Genomic DNA, 14,185 nt, shown 5'->3' with positions numbered 1-14,185 from the left:
CTCCCTTTTATATATCATTTTCCGCGATGTTGTATGTATTATCCTTTTGCCATATATACTAAACTTCTTGATAAGAAAAGACCTCTGGCAGATAGAAACCAAGTATAAGCGGTAGCTGGCTGTCTACATGTTTAAACTCCGTTAAATCATGGTAGATGTAGAGGACGAGGAGGGTGAAAACATGAAGAAAAAATTTATCAATGCAACCATTTATAAACATGAAGGGGCCTCAGAAGTTCTAGTGGAAGACGGTAAATTTGCAGCCATCGGCAGTAACTTGGGGGATGCAGACGAAACCATTGATCTAGAGGGCCGGCTCGTGCTGCCGCCTTACGTGGATTCCCATTTACATCTGGATTATTATTTCACCGGCCAGGATGACAAAATCAAAAATACATCCGGTACGCTATTCGAAGCCATCGATCTATGGAATGACTATAAAAAAGGGACCACGAAAGAAGAAATGAAAGACCGCATCCGGCAAGCGGTGCACGATGTGGCTTCGTATGGAACCCAATATATCCGGGCGCAGACGGATTGCACCGATCCGAATCTGACCGGGATTAAAGCGGCGATCGAAGTACGTGATGAGCTGAAAGACAATATAACGATTCAGGTCGTCGCGTTCCCGCAAAACGGCATGTACTCCTATAAGGAAGAAGGCAAAACGGGCCGCGACTTAGTCGAAGAAGCCCTGCAATTAGGGGCGGACTGCGTGGGAGGCATCCCGCATAATGAGTGGAGCCGCGAAGATGGAAATGAATCCATCAAGGAAATCGTCCGTCTCGCCATTAAATACGATAAGCTGATTGACGTCCATTGCGATGAAACCGATGATGTTCAATCGAGATTCGTAGAATTGCTGAACGCGGAAATCATGCATCAGAACTATGGTAAATCAACAACGGCTTCTCATACATGCTCATTCGGTTCAGCAGATGACTCATATGCCTTCAGAATGATGGGGTTGTTCCGTAAATCGGGCATGAACTTTGTGGCGTGCCCGACCGAAAACCTCTTCTTGGAGGGCCGCCAGGACACATACCCGAAACGCCGCGGCTTGACGCGTGTCAAAGAGTTTGTGGACAATGACATCAATGTCGCATTTGGCCAAGATTCGATTGTAGACCTCTGGTATCCCGCAGGTTCCGGCAATCTGATGAATATCTTGGACAATGGGCTGCATGCAACCCAATTGATGCGCGAAGAAGACTTCCCGCGTAATTTCGACTTGATCACATACAATGGCGCAGAATTAATGCAACTAGAGGATGTCTATGGATTAGATGAAGGCAAACCGGCTAACTTTATCGTGCTAGACGCACCAAACGTCTTCGAAGCCCAGCGCCGGCGTGTCGATTGCTTAGCGTCTGTCCGCAATGGCGAGTATCTGTTCAATCGGAAGCCTCATGTATATGAAACAGAACTGGACATTGATCGGAAAACGAAATGAAATGAATCGAAAAGAGCTTTCCAATAGGTCCTTATAATAAAGCAGGTGGAGAAAAACGGATCGTTTTCCTCCACCTGCTTTTGATTTCCTATAGGCTCAGCATTCCTCAGTAGCGACCACAGATGAAATTTACGGACATCTGACAAAAGAAATAGAAAGAGGCCCCTCAAAAATTCAGTGAATTAATGAGAGACCTCTTTCTTAAAACGGTTTAACGAGCTAGCCCCTCGAGGTCATAAGCCACTCCAGGAATGAAGGCAAAGGACGCCTTCTTTCCTGGATCGTCTTATGCTGGTCGGGGCTGGACAGCCGCTTCCGCTTTTCGTTGGCCAGCTGCAGCGGCTAGCCCCTCGAGGTCATAAGCCACTCCAGGAATGAAGGCAAAGGACGCCTTCTTTCCTGGATCGTCTTATGCTGGTCGGGGCTGGACAGCCGCTTCCGCTTTTCGTTGTTACATCATGCCGCCCATGCCGCCCATGTCAGGCATAGCTGGAGCTTCTTCTGGGATATCTGCCACGACTGCCTCTGTTGTGAGGAACATTGCCGCTACAGATGCCGCGTTTTGTAGTGCGGAACGAGTTACTTTGGTAGGGTCCACGATACCCGCTTGGACCATGTTCACCCATTCGCCGTCTGCTGCGTTGAAGCCGGTGCCGACTTCTTCGCGCTTGAGGCGATCGACAACGATAGAGCCTTCAAGACCAGCGTTTGTTGCGATTTGACGTACTGGCTCTTCAAGTGCACGAAGGACGATCTTCACGCCAGTCGCTACGTCGCCTTCTACGCCGTCCAGCAAGCCTTCGACGTTTTTGTAGACGTTGACAAGTGCAGTACCGCCGCCGGATACGATGCCTTCTTCGACAGCTGCGCGTGTCGAGTTGAGGGCGTCTTCGATGCGGAGTTTGCGCTCTTTGAGTTCTGTTTCAGTTGCTGCACCGACTTTGATGACAGCTACGCCGCCTGCAAGTTTCGCAAGGCGCTCTTGCAACTTCTCTTTGTCGAACTCGGACGTTGTTTCTTCGAGTTGCGCACGGATTTGGCCGACGCGAGCTGTAATTGCGTCAGTTTCGCCAGTACCTTCGACGATTGTTGTGTTGTCTTTCGTGACGACGACTTTGCCAGCGCGTCCAAGCATGCTGATGTCAGCTGTTTTAAGATCAAGACCGAGGTCTTCCGTGATCACTTGGCCGCCAGTCAAAATTGCGATGTCTTCGAGCATTGCCTTACGGCGGTCGCCGAAGCCAGGTGCTTTGACTGCGACTGCGTTGAATGTGCCGCGAAGTTTATTCACAACAAGTGTCGCAAGCGCTTCGCCTTCCACGTCTTCTGCGATGAGAAGAAGCGGTTTGCCTTGCTGTACAACTTGCTCAAGGACAGGAAGGATTTCCTGGATGTTTGTAATCTTCTTATCTGTGATCAAGATGAATGGGTTGTCGAGGACAGCTTCCATCTTGTCCGTGTTTGTTGCCATGTACGCAGATGCATATCCGCGGTCGAATTGCATACCTTCTACAACGTCAAGCTCTGTTGTGAACCCTTTGGATTCTTCGATTGTGATGACGCCGTCGTTGCCGACACGCTCCATCGCTTCAGCGATCAATTCGCCGACTTCTTCGTCGCCGGACGAGATAGCTGCCACTTGTGCGATCTCTTGCTTGCTTTCGATTTCGTCAGAGATGCCTTTTAGGCTCTCAACTGCAGTCGTCACCGCTTTTTCGATTCCCTTGCGGATGCCGACAGGGTTTGCGCCAGCTGTTACGTTCTTCAATCCTTCGCGGATCATCGCTTGTGCTAGAACTGTCGCAGTCGTCGTACCATCACCAGCGATCTCGTTCGTCTTGGAAGCGACTTCCGCCACGAGTTTTGCACCCATGTTTTCAAACGGATCTTCCAGTTCGATTTCCTTCGCGATTGTCACACCGTCGTTAGTGATCAATGGAGAACCGAATTTCTTTTCAAGAACGACGTTGCGTCCTTTTGGTCCGAGTGTCACTTTTACAGCGTCAGCAAGTGTGTCAACGCCGCGAAGCATTGCGCTGCGTGCGTCTTCATTGAATTTCAATTGTTTAGCCATAGCATGTATTCCCTCCTGATTTTACTCGTCTTTCTGTATAAGAGCTTGCCAAACGGGATTATCCGATGACAGCCAAAATGTCGCTTTCACGCAAGATCAAATATTCGTTTCCTTCATACTTCACTTCAGTGCCTGCATATTTGGAGAAGATGATGTGGTCGCCTTCTTTTACTTCCAGATCAACGCGCTGGCCGTTTTCAAGAACGCGTCCAGTACCGACAGCGACTACTTTTCCTTCTTGCGGCTTCTCTTTTGCGGAATCGGGCAATACAATACCGCTTTGTGTCTTTTCTTCCGCTTCGATTAGTTCGATTACGATACGGTCACCTAATGGTTTCAACAAGTGAAACAACCTCCTCGACAAATTATCTTCTTTTTAGCACTCACTAAACTTGAGTGCTAACACATTTCTTATCATAATAAAGTTGCCCAACATTTGCAAGTAAAATACTCGCATTCTTTTCATTTGGCGAAACATCAATTGAAAAGATACAATGGAGGAAGTGGAAAGGACGGGAAACATGAAAAATTGGAAGATTTACATATGGATTGTAATCGTCTATCTCGTAATGCAATTCGGCAGCCTGCCGGTCAGCCAAGGTCTGATTCATTACTTTGATGGGCTTGGCCTTTCTGAAGCGGATGCCAAGTTTCAAGGTGTGGCCTGGGGGTTGTTCCTCTCCAATCTCATCGCCGCACCCATCATCATCTGGCTGACGACGCGCAATAAGAAATTCTGGGATATCTTTAAAGGGAAGAAACCGAAATCATCCGTGCTCGAAATCATCGGCTGGGGATTCCTCGGCTTCTTCATGGCAATGGCCGGCCAAATGATTGCCGGCATCATCGAGGTGGCGCTCGGCGTCACGGAAGGCTCGGAAAACACGGAAATGCTCAGCCTCATTGCGAAGCAGTCGCCGATCATCATCTTCAGCATCGTCTTCTTTGCACCGCTCTTTGAGGAAATCGTGTTTCGCCGTGTGCTGTTCGGCGGGATTTATACTAAAACGAATTTCTGGATCGCCGGAATCCTGAGTGCCGTCGTCTTCTCGCTCGTCCACGGCGAGCCGCAGCATCTGCTCATCTACCTGGCGCCGGGACTCGTCTTCGCGTTCATCTACACACAGACGCGCAGCATTTTCACATCGATGATTTCCCATTTTCTGATGAACAGCTTCGTCATGGTCCTGCAGCTGAACATGGAAAAAATCATCGAGTTCCAGGAGAAGCTGCAAAAGCTGTCGGAGCAGTATATTTCATTCCATTAAAAAACCTGCCCGCTCCTTTCTGAGGAAGCGGACAGGTTTTTCTCATATGCCTGACAGCATATTGAACATGATGACACCAATGATCATGAACAGGATCATGAAGAAGATGAAGAAAACGCCCATAAGAATGGCAAGCGTCCCAAAGCCGCGCCAAGCGGAGAATCGGTGCACAAGCCCAATCCCTTTACTCGCAATGACGATGCCATAGACGCCGATCCCGATCGTAATGAAGTTCACAACCATAAAGAGGATGAACGGCGTGAAAGAACCGTGCGCAAACGGATCTGGATTTCCCCCCGTCAGCGAAAACACGATGTAATTGAGCGGGCCGACCCAGATCAGCGGCAACGTGGCAGCAGGGACGATCCATAGCATTTCCGCAAATCGGCCGGTCCCCCCAAGCATCTTGCCGACCAGCGTATAGAGTCCCGCATTCACGACCCAGCCGATGAGCCCGCCGAGAAACGAGATGAAAAATGCGAGCAGCAGGGCCGTTCCTGCACCCATGTCGGAGATTTCCAGTATGTTCGGCACATTCACCGGTGCTGTCGCAGCCGCAGCAAGGAACCAGATCAGAAGTGTCAATCCGACCGAGCGTTTCGTAAGCAGATATTCAAGCGTCCACGTCGGCCGCATCCAAATTGTCAGTAACGGCATGTGTCTCCCCCTTCCATGCTTCTCCTATCATATGCCAATCCCGCTTCTGTTACAATTGTAAAAAGGGAAGGAGGCACCGCCATGAAACTCATCATCCTGTCCGATACACACGGCAAACCCTTGCCGCCCCGGCTGCTGGCGGAATGCGAGGATGCAGATCTCATCATCCATGCAGGCGACTGGGCGAAAACACGAGAAGCCTCATCCGCCTTGCGTGAACAGCTTGCGGCATACGCTGAAGTCATCGGCGTCGCGGGAAATATCGACGAAACCGGCAGCTTCCCCGCAAAACAGATTGTGCAAGCGGGCCGTTTCACGCTCGGCATCGTCCATGGACATGGTGACAAAGGAACGACTGAAAAGCGGGCCGTCGACGCATTTGCCAGCGAGGACGTCGACGCCATCATTTTTGGACATTCCCACATCCCCCTCATCAAATACACCGGCCGGACGCTGCTGCTCAATCCCGGCTCTCCCACCGACAAACGCCGCCTGCCCCATTTCTCGTTCATCATTTTGACGATTAAGGAAGAGATGCAAGTGGAGCTCGTATTGTTCTAAGAAGTGACGGCTCGTGAACTGGAGCGCAAGCCGATCAACTATCGTCGCTTCGACTGTTGAATCAGACTGCAGCACTGCCGCACGCTCAATGGCCACGCAGCAAAAGACCCCTCTGCCCAGGCATCAGCCGGGCGGCGGGGTCCTATTTTATTTCTCCAGATTGCCCATCACTTCATCGATCTGGCGCTGCTGCTCGGCTTTGATCTCGTCGAGCTGCCGCTGCCGCTCCATCTTGACGTATTTCCGGTGGCCAATCCGGCTGATGACGATGCTGATCTCATACAAGGCGAAGAGCGGCACAGTCACGAACAGATGCGACACGATGTCCGGCGGCGTGATGAACGCAGCGAGCACGAACAGGCCGAAGTAGGAATACTTCCGGACTTTCACAAGCACTTTCGGATCAAGTATGCCAAGCCTGGACAGGAACAGCATGACGATCGGCAGCTGGAAGACGATCCCGAACGGCAGGAGGATCTGGAATAAAAACGTGAAATACTCGTTGATGCCGTATGTCTGGGCGACGCCGAGATCCGACGACAGATTCGTCATGAACTGGATGAAATACGGCGTCAGCACGAAATACGAAAACGCGATGCCCCCGAGGAACAAAAGGAACGCGAACGGGATATAGCTCAGCGTCACCTTGCGTTCCGTCTCATGAAGCCCTGGCGAGATGAACGACCAGAACTGATACATGATGACCGGCGAGATGATGACAATCGCGATGAAGATGACCACTTTCAAATAGACGACAATCGGATCAGCGACGTTGAAGGCGTTGAAGGTCACGCCTGTCGCCTGATCTTGCAAAAACCGGATGAGCGGCTTCGCAAGGAAGAAGCTCCCGACCACGCCGATAACAAAGAAAACGACGATTACCATCAGCCGTTTTCGGATTTCATCTATATGCTCAATGACGGTTAAATTCTTATCTTTCATGGAATGGACATCCTAACTTATTGCACGTCTTTTTTCGGGTCTTCCACTTTCTTCACGTCATCGTCGTCGACAAGGCCTTTAGTGGCATGCTTGAATTCACGCAATGAAGAGCCGAATGCCTTACCGATTTCAGGCAATTTCTTCGGTCCAAAAATAAGCAATGCAATGACAGCGATAATAATCAAACTTCCGATTCCTGGCATCATTTTGGACACCTCCCTATTCTAAAGTCTATTTTACACGAAACGGCCCGGTTTTACTATTCCAGCCGTCCCTGGATTTGTGAATCTTTTACGTCATTTTTAATGAAATAAATGAGCGTCTGCAGTTCGACCGACAGATCGATCGTATGGACTCGCATCGTTTCCGGCACGGCCAGCCGGACAGGTGTGAAGTTCAGAATGCCTTTCACCCCGAGTTCCGCCAGCTCGTCCGTCACATCCTGTGCAGCGCGCGACGGCACCGTCAGAATCGCGAGCTCGATGCCGAGTTCGTTGATCTTCTCTGCCATGCGGCTAGGCGGATATACGGGAATCCCGTTCAATGTCTTGCCGTCCCGCGGCGCTTTCGTATCGAACGCGACAACGATCTTCGTATTGTGGTTCTTCTGGAAATTATATTTTAAGAAAGCAGTGCCGAGACTTCCGACGCCGATCAGCGCCACATCCGTCTCTTCATCCTGATCAAGGGCCTGCCTAAAAAAATTGACAAGATACGCTACATCATACCCATATCCTTTGCGGCCTAAAGCGCCGAAATATGAGAAATCACGGCGGATGGTCGCAGCATCTATTTTCATCGCCTCACTCAGCTCGCTCGACGATACCCGTTTCTTCCCCGCATTTGCGAAGTTTTGCAGAAAGCGGTAATAGAGCGGCAGCCGCTTCGACGTCGCTTGTGGGATTTTTGGTAGATCCTCAGCCATTTCTAACCTCCCGGACTTCCATTCTCGCAAAAATGGCGGCGTCCTGCGGAAGGAAGTGATCCGTCCACAATCCGGCAAGGAACAGACGCAGCCTATTCCATCCTACAGCAGTTGACAACCATTGTAAAGCCGACCGTTGCGCCTTTTCTCCCCTTCCATTACACTTAAGGAGAATAGAGGTGTTTCCATTGATCATATTACAAGTGAATGGGCTCACGAAGTCCTTTTCAGGCACGGATATATTAAATAATGTCAAACTCGAAGTCCAGCATCGCGACCGGGTGGCACTCGTCGGACGAAACGGTGCAGGCAAATCGACATTGCTGAAGATCATCGCAGGCGAGATGACAGCGGATACGGGCGACATCATCATCCCGAAAGGCACCCGCATCGGCTATCTCGAGCAGCATGCCGGAATTGATTCGGCAAATACGGTGTGGGATGAAATGATGACCGTCTACGAACCGCTCCGCAACCTGGAAACGCGCCTGCGCTCGCTTGAGCAGCAAATGGCGAATCCAGCCGTCTATGAAAACGCGTCGGAATACGAGCGCGTCACAAAGGAATATGATGCGCTGCAAGTGGAGTTCAAGGACGCAGGCGGCTACCAGTATGAATCCGACTGCCGCTCCGTGCTCCACGGCATGCGCTTTTATCCGGAAGACTATGAGAAACAGGTGAACCTGCTGTCGGGCGGCCAGAAGACGCGGCTCGCACTTGCGAAAATGCTCCTGAGCAAGCCCGATCTGCTGATCCTGGACGAGCCGACGAACCATCTCGACATCGAGACGCTGGGCTGGCTTGAGAAGTACCTCGTCTCCTATGAAGGCGCGATTCTGATTGTCTCCCATGACCGGTATTTCCTCGATCAGGTCGTGACGATCGTCTATGAAGTCTCACGCCGGAAAGTATCGAAGTACGTCGGCAACTATAGCGCTTATCTTGATGAGAAGGCGAAGAACTACGAGCGGGACCGTAAACTGTACGAGAAGGAACTGGATGAACGGGCGAAACTCGAGGATTTCATCCAGCGCAACATCGCCCGCGCGTCCACTTCAAAGATGGCGAAAAGCCGACGCAAGCAGCTGGAGCGGACCGAGTGGATGGATGCTCCGGAAGGCGGCGAGAAATCCGCGAGTTTCGCGTTCGACGTGGAGCGGCAGAGCGGCAACGATGTCCTTGCAGTGGACGACGTTTCGATCGGATACGGAGGCGAACCCGTCTCCGAGCATCTGACCATGCATGCGTACAAAGGCGATCGCATCGCCATCATCGGACCGAACGGAATCGGAAAGTCGACGCTGCTCAAGACAATTGTGAAACGGCAAGAGCCGATCGCCGGCAACATCCGGTACGGCACGAACGTCAAGCTCGGCTACTATGACCAGAATCAGGCGACCATCGTCGGCAATGGCACTGTGCTGGATGAAATCTGGGATGACTGGCCGCTGCTGAATGAAAAGGACATCCGCTCCCTGCTCGGCCGTTTCCTCTTCACGGGAGAAGACGTTGAAAAGCCAGTGCAGTCGCTGTCAGGCGGAGAAAAAGCACGGCTGTCCCTCGCGAAACTGATGCTTGAGAAAGCGAACACGCTCGTATTGGATGAGCCGACCAACCACTTGGATCTCGACAGCAAAGAAGTGCTCGAAAACGCGCTCGATGATTTCCCGGGCACTCTCCTGTTCGTTTCGCACGACCGGTACTTCATCAACCGTCTTGCCTCGAAAGTGATCGACCTGAGTGCGAACGGCGCGACGGAATATCTGGGCGACTATGATTACTTCATTGAGAAGAAGGCCGAACAGGAGGAACTGAAGGCGGAAGCTGCCCTCAGCAATCCGGCATCACTTCCTACGGGGAAAGCGCGGAACGAAAGCGACAAGGAGTTCAAGCGGCAGGAGAGACGCCTGCTGCGCGCCATAGACGAATACGAAAAGGAGATGGCGAAGCTGGACGAGGACATTGCCCGGCTGCAGGATGAGCTCCTGAATCCGTATTTCGCCGATGACCACGTGAAGCTCATGGAACTGCAAGCGGACATCGATGCACTTCAGGAAAAACACGATGCCGCCGCTGAAGCATGGCTGGCGGGCCAGGAAGAACTCGAAGCCCTCTACGCCTCCAACTGAAAAACCGCCATTTCGATGAAATTTGTCGAAATGGCGGTTTTCATTTTCCACAATCTTTTCCACATGACTATCCTTGATATTATCGGATATGAACAGAGTTACTCACATTATCCACAGTTCATCTGTTCATTGCCCACAAAGTTATCCAAAAGAGCAGGCGGAATTGTGTTTATATCCTGTACTTATGCACAACTTACCCACAAATGTGAACAAGTACGAACGTTCCCCCTTGACAAAGTTTTATACGCGTGTAAGAAAAAACTCGGAAATTGTCATATGCTGACAACCCCCGAGTCCTCATTCATTCCATGATACGAGCTCCATGCCCGGCCTGCCGTTCATCGCGAGACCGCTCCGCACGCCAGATTCAAACATTGCTGAACCCGCAGCCGCGATCATCGCTGCATTATCGGTGCAAAGCGCGATCGGCGGTACGTAAAACGGGATGCCTTCCTGCTCGAATGCCGCTTCCAGAGATGCCCGCAATCCTTTATTCGCTGCCACGCCGCCTGCTGCAATTACTTGCTTTACGCCATACTCCCGGGCTGCACGCACCGTTTTAGCCGTCAGCACCTCAATGACGCTCTCCTGGAAGCCGCGCGCAACATGCCCGGCGTCGACCGTTCCGCCCTTCTGCTCGATATTATGTTTGTAATTGATGACCGCCGATTTTAGACCGCTAAAGCTGAAGTCATAGGAATCCGCTTCTAGCCAGGCTCTCGGAAAATCGACCGCCCCGTCACTTTCAAGCGCCAGCTTGTCTATCCGCGGACCGCCCGGATACGGAAGACCCAGTACACGGGCGACCTTGTCATACGCTTCACCAGCTGCATCATCCCGTGTTTCGCCGATCAATTCAAACTGCCCATGTCCTTTCATCACAACAAGTTCCGTATGGCCGCCTGAGACAATCAGCGCAAGCAACGGGAACTCCATCGGCTGGATCAGCTGGTTCGCATAGACATGCCCTGCGATATGATGCACGCCGATCAGCGGCAGTCCATTCGCAAACGCGAACGCTTTCGCTGCGTTGATGCCGATCAATAGAGCGCCTACAAGGCCAGGCCCTTCTGTCACAGCGACAGCGTCCAGATCGTTCGGCTCAAGGCCCGCCTCCTCCAGCGCCTTCTCAATGACAAGCGTGATCTGCTCGACATGATGCCGTGATGCAATCTCGGGAACGACCCCGCCGAACCGCTGCTGGCTCTGGATTTGCGAAGCGACAACATTCGACACGATCTCATGCCCGTTTTTCACAACGGATGCTGCCGTCTCGTCACAGCTTGTTTCAATTCCAAGTATATAGATGTCTTTATTCATTCGAATTCCACCCACATGACGAGCGCATCTTCATGGTCGTCGGTATAGTAGTTTTTCCGGATGCCGCCGTCCTGGAAGCCAAGTTTCCGGTACAGATTCTGTGCCGCCTCGTTGCTGACACGCACTTCAAGCGTCATCAGCCGGACATCATTCGCCCGGCAGAGCTCGATCGACTTGCGCATCAGCCCTTCCCCGATGCCGAGCCCCCTATACTGTTGCAGGACCGCTACATTGGTGATATGGCACTCATCGAGCACAATCCACATGCCGCAATGGCCGATCACCTCGCCGTCCATTTCTGCCAGGATATAATGGGCATACGCGTTTCCAGTCATCTCATGCTCAAAAATCTCAGCCGTCCACGGCGTCGAGAACGCTTCCTCCTCAATCTTCACGACAGCAGGGATATCGGTCAGCGTCATCCGGCGATACAACACATCTACGTTAGTCGCCACCGTTCGCACCCCGCTTCTGTTCCTTCAGCCAATTCGCTTCCGCTTCCGCGATCCGGCGGTACTCCGGCACAAACGCATGGACATCCGCCTTCTCTTTTTCCGAAGCCAGATGGATCAGCACCGAAGCACGAGGCAGACGGAACGGGAACGGAGCGACAGCTGCATCTCCGCCAAAAATAGAACCGATTGCATCCTCATAAACCGCCACATCGATTCCGGTGAATAAAACAGCCTTGCCCAGAACGCGGACTTGCTGCGCGAAATCGTCGAACGCATAATGGCCATCCTTAATGACAGGAACAAGTTGACCGTCTTGCCATTCATACGCTCCTGCATATACATTGCCGCGCCGCGCATCGACGACCGGACAGATGAGACCAGTAAACGCAGGGATATTTCCCGCGATCACTTGAAGGCTGGACACGCCGACAAGCGGTTTTCCGAGCGTCCAGGCAAGCGTCTTTGCGATTGTCACACCGATCCGCACGCCTGTATAGGAGCCAGGACCTTCAGATACGGCAATCACATCCACATCAGCAGGAGCAAGTCCCGCTTTTTCGAATAGCTCCTCAATCGCCGGCATGGCCCGCAGCGAGTGGTTCAGCGCCAGTGCCGCATTCGTCTCCGCAAGCACAGAGCCGTCCTGCACAATCGCCACGGACAGCGGTGTATTGGCAGTATCAATCCCTAACCAGATCATAGTGAAATCGCCTCGCAAATCTTCTCAAAATGAGCCCCGGCCGGCTCAAACGTAAAACGTCTCTTATCGTCGCCAAGGTGCTCGATCGTTACTGCCAAGCGCTCCTCAGGCAAATGTGGCTCGATAAACTGCGCCCATTCCACAACAGACACCGCATCACCGAAAAACAGCTCCTCAAAACCGAGGTCCTCTTCACTATCCGCTAGCCGGTACACGTCCAAATGGTTGAACGGAAAATGGCTGCCTTCATATTGCTTCAATATAGTAAACGTAGGGCTGTTGACCGTCCGCTTTACCCCAAGCGCTTTCGCCAGCGCCTGAGTGAACGTCGTCTTGCCTGCACCAAGATCGCCTTCCAGCGTGATGACATCCGGCGGAGCCAAAAGCGATGCCAGCGTCTCTGCCAGCCGGATCGTCTCCGCCAGCCCCTGCACTTCAATTACTTTCATATCATTTGCAGTCCTTTCTACAAACATCCTCTTACAGTGTACCGAGGAATTACACCCGCACGCAAGAGAACCAATCCATTTGGCAATCTTCAAGAATGACCGTTCAGGAGGTCTGTCCGACCGTTTAGCCACTACGCGCGACCATTTACACGATGTAACGACCGATTAGCCATAGCGCACGACCGTTTATACGATGTAACGACCGATTAGCTTGGGCGTGCGATCGTTTACTCGATGTAACGACCGATTAGCCTGGGCGTGCGACCGTTTACTCGGTTTAACGACCGTTTAGCCACAGCGTGCGACCGTTTACGCGATATAACGACCGATTAGCTCGGGCGTGCGACCGTTTACTCGATGTAACGACCGATTAGCCATAGCGTGCGACCGTTTACTCGATGTAACGACCGATTAGCCTGGGTGTGCGACCGTTTATACGATGTAACGACCGATTAGCATGGGCGCGCGACCGTTTACTCGGTTTAACGACCATTTAGCCACAGCGCGCGACCGTTTACACGATGTAACGACCGATTAGCCATAGCGCGCGACCGTTTACACGATGTAACGACCGATTAGCCTGGGCGTGCGACCGTTTACGCGATGTAACGACCGATTAGCTCGGGCGTGCGACCGTTTACTCGGTTTAACGACCGTTTAGCCACAGCGTGCGACCGTTTGCGCTTGCCTGGACAGGTGACCGGTTAGGAAACTTATTCTCCTATCTAGTTTACAGTACGTGTAGATCTCTAAACGGATCGTTCTCAAAGCATATGCCAATCTGCCGGTCTTGTCAGTCACTGCGTCTCATAATACACCCTCATTGTGAGGTAGTTATTTTATATTAATATGTCTCTAATATACAAAAAACCGATTCAGGAGCGAACTCCAAAATCGGGTATGTGTTAGGTAAATGGCGGTCCCGACCGGGATCGAACCGGCGATCTCCTGCGTGACAGGCAGGCATGTTAACCGCTACACCACGGGACCATTCATATGTATGTTTTCGACAAAGGATTCTTGGCTCGTAAACTGCTGCTATATTGTAAGTGATCAATCCTAACCATTAAAGAGCTCTGTCGAAAAAAGCAGACTGCCTGGCAACGTCCTACTCTCACAGGGGGAAGCCCCCTACTACCATCGGCGCTGAAGAGCTTAACTTCCGTGTTCGGGATGGGAACGGGTGTGACCTCTTCGCCGTCATTACCAGACAGGTGAATGAATTGCTCATTCAAAACCGGATAGAAGTGAC

At 51.8% G+C, this 14,185-nt stretch carries 14 protein-coding genes, 1 tRNA gene and 1 rRNA gene; 4 read left to right on the top strand and 12 right to left on the bottom strand.

The features are described 5' to 3' along the window. Positions 1 to 181: 181 nt before the first annotated feature. Entirely contained in the window at positions 182 to 1,453 is a 1,272-nt protein-coding gene (locus tag ACZ5FK_RS12370) for an amidohydrolase family protein (RefSeq protein ID WP_464805192.1), read from the top strand. Positions 1,454 to 1,904: 451 nt separating this feature from the next. Here the strand turns inward: ACZ5FK_RS12370 and groL are convergent, their stop codons facing one another. Then, complete coding sequence (gene groL, locus ACZ5FK_RS12365; protein ID WP_464805191.1) at positions 1,905 to 3,527, bottom strand: chaperonin GroEL; 1,623 nt, start codon at positions 3,525 to 3,527, stop codon at positions 1,905 to 1,907. A gap of 58 nt (positions 3,528 to 3,585) precedes the next feature. Further along, entirely contained in the window at positions 3,586 to 3,870 is a 285-nt protein-coding gene (gene groES, locus ACZ5FK_RS12360; protein ID WP_464805190.1) for a co-chaperone GroES, read from the bottom strand. Positions 3,871 to 4,048: 178 nt separating this feature from the next. On the opposite strand from groES, the gene ACZ5FK_RS12355 reads away from it, so the two are divergent. Continuing rightward, entirely contained in the window at positions 4,049 to 4,795 is a 747-nt protein-coding gene (locus ACZ5FK_RS12355; RefSeq protein WP_464805189.1) for a lysostaphin resistance A-like protein, read from the top strand. Between the two features lie 42 nt (positions 4,796 to 4,837). On the opposite strand, the gene ACZ5FK_RS12350 is transcribed toward ACZ5FK_RS12355, so the two are convergent. Then, positions 4,838 to 5,452, bottom strand: coding sequence for a YIP1 family protein (locus ACZ5FK_RS12350; protein WP_464805188.1), 615 nt, complete (start codon positions 5,450 to 5,452; stop codon positions 4,838 to 4,840). An 81-nt stretch (positions 5,453 to 5,533) separates the two neighbouring features. Here ACZ5FK_RS12350 and ACZ5FK_RS12345 point away from each other — a divergent pair, with 81 nt between their 5' ends. Beyond that, positions 5,534 to 6,013: a metallophosphoesterase family protein gene (locus ACZ5FK_RS12345; RefSeq protein WP_464805187.1), complete on the top strand. Its 480-nt coding sequence runs from the start codon at positions 5,534 to 5,536 to the stop codon at positions 6,011 to 6,013. Between the two features lie 147 nt (positions 6,014 to 6,160). On the opposite strand, the gene tatC is transcribed toward ACZ5FK_RS12345, so the two are convergent. From tatC to ACZ5FK_RS12330, 3 genes are read right to left on the bottom strand one after another with little or no spacing between them, the layout of a single operon-like run. Then, a complete protein-coding gene (gene tatC / locus ACZ5FK_RS12340) occupies positions 6,161 to 6,955 on the bottom strand; it encodes a twin-arginine translocase subunit TatC (RefSeq protein WP_464805186.1) in 795 nt (264 codons plus the stop codon). Positions 6,956 to 6,972: 17 nt separating this feature from the next. Beyond that, positions 6,973 to 7,158 (bottom strand): twin-arginine translocase TatA/TatE family subunit, encoded by a 186-nt coding sequence (tatA, locus tag ACZ5FK_RS12335; protein WP_464807429.1) that lies wholly within the window; start codon positions 7,156 to 7,158, stop codon positions 6,973 to 6,975. Positions 7,159 to 7,214: 56 nt separating this feature from the next. Continuing rightward, positions 7,215 to 7,880: a redox-sensing transcriptional repressor Rex gene (locus ACZ5FK_RS12330; RefSeq protein WP_464805185.1), complete on the bottom strand. Its 666-nt coding sequence runs from the start codon at positions 7,878 to 7,880 to the stop codon at positions 7,215 to 7,217. Between the two features lie 188 nt (positions 7,881 to 8,068). On the opposite strand from ACZ5FK_RS12330, the gene ACZ5FK_RS12325 reads away from it, so the two are divergent. Beyond that, positions 8,069 to 10,009, top strand: a complete 1,941-nt coding sequence (locus tag ACZ5FK_RS12325) for an ABC-F family ATP-binding cassette domain-containing protein (protein WP_464805184.1) — start codon at positions 8,069 to 8,071, stop codon at positions 10,007 to 10,009. A 297-nt stretch (positions 10,010 to 10,306) separates the two neighbouring features. On the opposite strand, the gene tsaD is transcribed toward ACZ5FK_RS12325, so the two are convergent. From tsaD to rrf, 6 genes are all read right to left on the bottom strand, one after another. Then, on the bottom strand, positions 10,307 to 11,329 hold the full coding sequence (tsaD, locus tag ACZ5FK_RS12320) for a tRNA (adenosine(37)-N6)-threonylcarbamoyltransferase complex transferase subunit TsaD (protein ID WP_464805183.1): 1,023 nt from the start codon (positions 11,327 to 11,329) through the stop codon (positions 10,307 to 10,309). Further along, positions 11,326 to 11,751, bottom strand: a complete 426-nt coding sequence (gene rimI / locus ACZ5FK_RS12315) for a ribosomal protein S18-alanine N-acetyltransferase (protein ID WP_464807428.1) — start codon at positions 11,749 to 11,751, stop codon at positions 11,326 to 11,328. Before rimI ends, tsaD begins: the two co-directional genes overlap by 4 nt. A gap of 22 nt (positions 11,752 to 11,773) precedes the next feature. Next, on the bottom strand, positions 11,774 to 12,484 hold the full coding sequence (gene tsaB / locus ACZ5FK_RS12310) for a tRNA (adenosine(37)-N6)-threonylcarbamoyltransferase complex dimerization subunit type 1 TsaB (protein WP_464805182.1): 711 nt from the start codon (positions 12,482 to 12,484) through the stop codon (positions 11,774 to 11,776). After that, positions 12,481 to 12,933, bottom strand: a complete 453-nt coding sequence (gene tsaE, locus ACZ5FK_RS12305) for a tRNA (adenosine(37)-N6)-threonylcarbamoyltransferase complex ATPase subunit type 1 TsaE (protein WP_464805181.1) — start codon at positions 12,931 to 12,933, stop codon at positions 12,481 to 12,483. The genes tsaB and tsaE overlap by 4 nt, the downstream gene beginning before the upstream one ends. A 914-nt stretch (positions 12,934 to 13,847) precedes the next feature. Beyond that, a tRNA-Asp gene (locus tag ACZ5FK_RS12300) sits at positions 13,848 to 13,923 on the bottom strand. Between the two features lie 105 nt (positions 13,924 to 14,028). After that, a 5S ribosomal RNA gene (rrf, locus tag ACZ5FK_RS12295) occupies positions 14,029 to 14,144 on the bottom strand. Between the last annotated feature and the right edge of the window lie 41 nt (positions 14,145 to 14,185).

The sequence above is a fragment of the Sporosarcina sp. GTC18466 genome (assembly GCF_055389225.1).
The sequence above is the reverse complement of the archived record's forward strand: the minus strand, read 5'-3'. Positions and strand labels throughout refer to the sequence as shown.

Excerpts from the sequence above, each read along its gene's own strand:
- ACZ5FK_RS12370 (WP_464805192.1), top strand. The coding sequence starts at position 182 with ATGAAGAAAAAATTTATCAATGCAACCATTTATAAACATGAAGGGGCC.
- groL (WP_464805191.1), bottom strand. The coding sequence starts at position 3,527 with ATGGCTAAACAATTGAAATTCAATGAAGACGCACGCAGCGCAATGCTT.
- ACZ5FK_RS12355 (WP_464805189.1), top strand. The coding sequence starts at position 4,049 with ATGAAAAATTGGAAGATTTACATATGGATTGTAATCGTCTATCTCGTA.
- ACZ5FK_RS12350 (WP_464805188.1), bottom strand. The coding sequence starts at position 5,452 with ATGCCGTTACTGACAATTTGGATGCGGCCGACGTGGACGCTTGAATAT.
- ACZ5FK_RS12345 (WP_464805187.1), top strand. The coding sequence starts at position 5,534 with ATGAAACTCATCATCCTGTCCGATACACACGGCAAACCCTTGCCGCCC.
- tatC (WP_464805186.1), bottom strand. The coding sequence starts at position 6,955 with ATGAAAGATAAGAATTTAACCGTCATTGAGCATATAGATGAAATCCGA.
- tatA (WP_464807429.1), bottom strand. The coding sequence starts at position 7,158 with ATGCCAGGAATCGGAAGTTTGATTATTATCGCTGTCATTGCATTGCTT.
- ACZ5FK_RS12330 (WP_464805185.1), bottom strand. The coding sequence starts at position 7,880 with ATGGCTGAGGATCTACCAAAAATCCCACAAGCGACGTCGAAGCGGCTG.
- tsaD (WP_464805183.1), bottom strand. The coding sequence starts at position 11,329 with ATGAATAAAGACATCTATATACTTGGAATTGAAACAAGCTGTGACGAG.
- rimI (WP_464807428.1), bottom strand. The coding sequence starts at position 11,751 with ATGACGCTGACCGATATCCCTGCTGTCGTGAAGATTGAGGAGGAAGCG.
- tsaB (WP_464805182.1), bottom strand. The coding sequence starts at position 12,484 with ATGATCTGGTTAGGGATTGATACTGCCAATACACCGCTGTCCGTGGCG.
- tsaE (WP_464805181.1), bottom strand. The coding sequence starts at position 12,933 with ATGAAAGTAATTGAAGTGCAGGGGCTGGCGGAGACGATCCGGCTGGCA.